This window comes from Roseateles sp. P5_E11, from assembly GCF_054049355.1.
Window position 1 is genome coordinate 1 of record NZ_JBFUMO010000562.1, and the last position, 3,732, is coordinate 3,732.

The 3,732-nt window shown below is 63.4% G+C and carries 2 protein-coding genes; both read left to right on the plus strand.

All coding sequences use genetic code 11. From position 1 onward, the window contains the following. Positions 1 to 850 (plus strand): BNR repeat-containing protein (locus tag ACXJKR_RS26965; RefSeq protein WP_457325431.1); only part of this gene is annotated, 850 nt, incomplete at its 5' end. A 244-nt stretch (positions 851 to 1,094) separates the two neighbouring features. Then, positions 1,095 to 3,732, plus strand: a 2,638-nt coding sequence (locus tag ACXJKR_RS26970; RefSeq protein WP_457325432.1) for a TonB-dependent receptor, incomplete at its 3' end; no start/stop codon positions are given.

The window sequence follows — 3,732 nt, forward strand, 5'->3', positions numbered from 1 at the left end:
CGGCAATCTGCTGTTCTTCTACCGGGACGGTGGTTCGGGCCGGGGCAACCTGGTGCTCAACCGCTACGACGTCGCCACGCAAAAGTGGACACGGCTGCACGGCAACCTGATCAGCGGGGAAGGCAAGCGCAACGCCTACTGGCAAGCCTTCCTCGACCACCGCGGCACACTGCATCTGTCCTGGGTCTGGCGCGAGTCGCCCGACGTCGCCAGCAACCACGATCTGGCCTATGCCCGCTCACGCGATGGCGGCCGCAGCTGGGAGACCTCGGACGGCCGGCCCTGCGCGCTGCCCATCACGCTGTCCAGCGCCGAGGTCGCCGCGCACATCCCGCAGAACAGCGAGTTGATCAACCAGACCTCGATGTCGGCCGACCAGGACGGCAACCCCTACATCGCCAGCTACTGGCGCCGCGCTGGCCGCACGGTGCCGCAATACCAGGTGGTCTACCGCCGCGGCGGTGCCTGGCGGGAACTGGAGCTGGACTTTCGGCGCACGCCGTTCTCGCTCAGCGGCGTGGGGACCAAGGCGATCCCCGTGTCACGCCCGCAAATCATGGTGGGCCTGGGAGGCGGTGAGCCCAAGGCGCTGCTGGTGTTTCGCGACGAGGAGCGGGGCAGCAAGGTATCGGTCGCCCGTATTGAGGATTTCAGCAGCGGGCGCTGGACCGTGCACGACCTGACGGCGGATTCCGCCGGCGCGTGGGAACCCAGCTTCGACACGGAGTTATGGCGCGAGCGAGGCGAATTGAACCTGTTCCTGCAAACCGTGCAGCAGGTGGACGGGGAGGGCACCGCTGACGTTCCGACCAGCAAGGTGCGAGTGCTGCAGTGGCGTCCGAAACCCTGAGCGACGGGAAAGCCTGTGCCCTAAAGCGCCACTCCGTAACTATATGTTTATTACCAGCTATACGAACTTTGGATGGGGCAAAGGCAAAACAGCATACGAATTGAATATTCAACGGTGCTAGCCTTTCGATATTACCTGTTCAGGTGTAATCCACTGCGAACGGTGTAATGATTGGTATCAATAAAGCGGCAGGCGAACGCATTTTGTTTCGCCTGCCAAACATACCCACCTCACGGAGACAACCATGCGGTCAAAGAATTTCGCAAAAACCGTCATTGCCGGTTTGATCAGCCAGTTTTGGCTGGCCTCCCCGCTGTATGCGCAAGAAGCGGCGAAGCAGGACCTCGAACGGGTCGTCGTCACTGGTATCCGGGCCTCGCTGGAATCGTCAGTCGCGACCAAGCGCATGCAGGACGGCGTCGTCGACGCGGTGTCCGCGGAAGACGCCGGTAAATTCCCCGACACGAATATCGCCGAATCGCTGCAGCGCGTCACTGGCGTGCAGATCCAGCGCAACAACGGCGAGGGCCGGTATATTTCCGTGCGCGGGCTGGGGCCGGAATTCAACAATGTGCTCGTCAACGGCCGAACCATGACCAGCGATACCGGCGGCCGTGAGTTCTCGTTCGACCTGCTGTCGCCCGATCTCATCTCGAAGGCGCTGGTTTACAAGACCGCCCAGCCCTTCCTTCCCGAGGGCGGCATCGGCTCCACGGTCGATATTCAAACGGCGCGGCCGCTGTTGGGCCGCAAGGGCCACAGCGCGGTGGTGAATCTGTCCGGGTCCTACGATTCGAACTCCAAGAAGAAGACGCCCAACGCGAGCGCGATGTACTCGTTCGCGAACGACGACCGCAGCTTCGGCGTCAGCGGTTCCCTGTCGTACACCGACCGTGCCTCGAAGCAGACCAAGGCCGTCAACGACGCGTGGAACTACAAGGACGTGACGCTGATCAACGGCGACCTGAATTCCAAGAACCTGACGATGGCCGAYGTGACGGTCAAGAAGCTCTACATCCCGCAGAGCTTCGGGTTCCAGGAGGAGAACGAGCGCCGCAAGCGCCTGGTGGCCGCAGGCACCGTCCAGTTCAACCCGAGCTCGGCGCTCAAGCTCACGGCCGATGCGCTGTACTCGCGGCTGGACCAGAAGAACGACGTGATCGCGGTCAGCGACTGGAACAACCCCACCCAGCTCGGCGTCAAGTTCAATTCGGACAACCAGATCACCAGCTTCCTGCGGCCGGGCTCGACCTTCTTCGCCAACAACCCGGAGATTGCCGGCCCGGGCAAGCTGCTCGGCGAGGCGAATTCCAATGACATGATCGTCAAGGCCGGCGACCGCTTGTCGACCACCAAGGCCTTCGGCGGCAATGCCAAGTGGGCGCTGGCGCCGGAGTGGAACCTGGAAGCCGACCTGTCCACGTCGCGCACGACCTCGGGGACGCCCGACATGTGGATCGTCGCCGGCATGGTGCCCAAGAACGGCGACACGCTGACCTTTGACGGTACGCCCACCATCCACTTCGGCGACAGCCTCTCCGACCCCGCCGCCGTGCGTGCCCACGCCGTCGCCTACGGCCAGATCCGCAACGGCGACGACCTGAAGGAAGGCCGCGTCAACCTGGGCTGGGATCATGAGATCGGCTACTTCAAGGGGCTGCAGTTCGGCCTCGCGGCCTCGCGCCGCAAGGTGGACCGTACCCAATGGAACAGCGATTCGTGGAACGCATTCAGCGGCTATCACGTGTCGCTGCCGGCCTCGCTGTTCACGGTGAGCAAGCTCGACAACATCCTGGGCGCGGAAGGCGCGATGCCGTCGACCTTCCTGAGGTTCGACCCCTACGCCTACATGGCCTACCTGAACCAGCCGTCGCTGATCGCGCAGTCCAACGATCCGGCGCTCTACGGCGACAAGACCAGGTACCCCAACGGCCCGATGGCCATCGACTACACCAGGCCGTCGATGTGGGCCGTCAAGGAGAAGGTGTCCAGTCTCTTTGTCGACAGCAAGTGGGAGGGCGACGGCTGGTCGGGCAATGTGGGCGCGCGGTATGTGCACGTGAACTCCACGTCGATCGGCATCAGCCGGGTGCTGCTGTCGGCCGTCAAGAGCCCCAACGACACGACCTACATCCTGAACTACGGCCCCGACAGCGTGAACTCGGTCGAGAACAGCTACAACAACCTGCTGCCCTCTGCCAACCTCAAACTCGACCTGACTCGCGACCTCGTGCTGCGCMTGGCGGCCTCCAAGACACTGACGCGCCCGACGCTGAACCAGATGGGCGTGAGCAACTGGTACGGTGGCCGTTTTGGGGACGTGCAGACCGGCGGCGGCAACCCCTATCTCAAGCCGATGCGCTCGACCAACCTGGACGCGTCGCTGGAGTGGTATCTGTCCAAGACCAACTACGTCAGCGCGGCGGTCTTCCAAAAGAAGGTCACCGACTTTCTCGAATCCCGGCTGATCGACATCCAATTGCCGCAGTTCCCCGAGATCGCGCACGACACCCGCATCCGCAACGGGCAACAAGGCAAGATCAAAGGGCTGGAGCTGGCCGGGCAATACGCCTTCGACGCCAACAACGGGCTGCTGCAGGGCTTCGGCGTGGCGGCCAACTTCACCTATGTGGACGCGAACGCCACGCGGGAAGGCGGCGTCGCCAGCTGTGGCTATCCGGGCCTGTCCAAGCAGTCGTACAACGGCTCGGTGTTCTATGAGGACAGCCGCTTCCAGGCGCGGCTGAGCTACAACTGGCGCAACCACTTCTCCGTCGACTGCGGCGGCGGCAGCACCTTGCCGCGCACCCGCGCGGCCTATGGGCAGGCCGATGCCAGCGTGCGCTACAACGTCACGCCGACGATTTCGCTGTATGCCGACG